Raw genomic sequence first — 1,662 nt, 5'->3', positions numbered from 1 at the left:
TTTGCTCTTTTTCGTTGTTCTAAATATGCACTTCAAGTCGAGTTTCGCCACATAGATGAAACGGGCGTTCAATGGGTCAATGTCGCTAAGTCATACTCAAAGTCAGATTGTGAGTTATTTGAACAGCAAGTGTTGGCACTGAAAAAATTCGTATAACAAATTGTTCAAGAGTGATTCGGCACGCGTGGCATTTTTACTATGCGTTGGCTTTAGTGGTTAAGGTGTTATGCGGAACCTTCGGTATTGCGTGCCTCACACCTTAACAAGGCGTTAGCCTACAGAGGTAAGTATGGAACACAGAGTTAAGAAAGTTAGAGCTTACTCTACCGCAATGATTAGTCGACTTATTATTGCAGATCGAAAATTAGCTTTGCTTAATCCCCTATTAAACGATTCTGATTTGATTCATAAGTGGGATCATTCCTATGGTGGTCATGGGCTTGAGTTAATGCGTATAACAATGTATCTAGATATTGTTCGTGAGTTAGCTGCTATTTCATTTGACCGAGGTAATACGTCTCCATCAATTTTCAATATTCTTGAACTTATTTCCTCTAAGCCTCTTTTAGAGGCTTTAAAAAGGGACTACTGTAAACCGACAACGATTACTTGGGTAAACGACGTTGACCCCGAATCAAGAGCATTCTGGGAAGAGCGTCATAAAGAAAGAGATTTGGGAGACAAGTCTCAAAGGTTTGATGAGCATTATCACAAGGCAAAAAAATTATTTAGCGAACTAAAAGGCAAGGATCTTCATCATAAAATTAGGAACGTACGCAATAAATTGGTTGCTCATTACGAAATGAGGCAAGACGGTACAGAACCCCGCTTAGCTGACCCTAAAGACTTTAATTTGAAGTGGGGAGATGTCGAAAGTTATTTCGAGGAGTTGAAGCCGATTATTGTTGAATTGGTGTTGTTAATTTCTAATGAAGCATATGCTTTAGATTTATTCCGAGAGGATCACGAAAGGATTTCTCGAGACTTTTGGAAACTGTAGGCTAACAAACTGTTTAAGAGTGATTCGCAACGCGTGGCATTTTTACTATGCGTTGGTTTTAGTGTTTAAGGTGGTATGCGGGAGCTTCGGTATTGCGTTGCTCACACCTTAACAGGGCGTTATGCTTAATCACGTAAAATCAGTGGTTTATGGTTTTTCTTTGTTCCCTAGGCTTGTTTGTTTCGAGTTTTTCGGCAAGTCGGCTCCAGTGGGCGCTGTTTTCCGGACACTTATTCTTTGGCGTTGGAAGTTCAGAGAATTGCCTCAATCAATTCTCTGGTAAGCGCGAGGTTAGGGCGGCTGGCTCAATCAGCAATTTGATCTTAGGTTTTTGATTTTTAGCAGCCAAATTTCAAAGTCTGATTTTTAAAAATTATGAGTCATTTCAGTTTTTTAGGTTTTGCCTTTTGTTAGCTAATCCTAGTCGAGTTAATCTTGGTTTTGGTAAAAATTTGGGCGTTGAATCTTAAGCATAACAAAGCGTTTAAGTGGGATTTGGCACGCGTGGCATTTTCAGTTTGCGTTGAGTTCGGTGGTTACGGCACTGTACGGTAGCTTTTGTATTGCGTGCCTGCACCCCTTAACGCGGCGTTATGTTGTCAAAGATTAAGTATGAAGACTTTAATATTATTTATAGCGGCATTATTGTCTGGCTGTGCTGG

The 1,662-nt window shown here is 40.1% G+C and carries 1 protein-coding gene; it reads left to right on the top strand.

The window, feature by feature from the left end; all coding sequences use genetic code 11:
* The first annotated feature begins 289 nt into the window (after nucleotides 1–289).
* Nucleotides 290–1,000: a hypothetical protein gene (locus R7F07_RS24700; protein ID WP_086495586.1), complete on the top strand. Its 711-nt coding sequence runs from the start codon at nucleotides 290–292 to the stop codon at nucleotides 998–1,000.
* Nucleotides 1,001–1,662 lie beyond the last annotated feature (662 nt).

It is taken from the genome of Vibrio sp. YT-16, from assembly GCF_033337405.1.
GTDB classification, from domain to species: domain Bacteria; phylum Pseudomonadota; class Gammaproteobacteria; order Enterobacterales; family Vibrionaceae; genus Vibrio; species Vibrio alginolyticus.
This window is presented reverse-complemented; position numbering and strand designations above follow the sequence as displayed.

What these genes read in the sequence shown, in the direction of transcription:
- R7F07_RS24700 (WP_086495586.1), top strand. Translation starts at nt 290, where the DNA reads ATGGAACACAGAGTTAAGAAAGTTAGAGCTTACTCTACCGCAATGATT.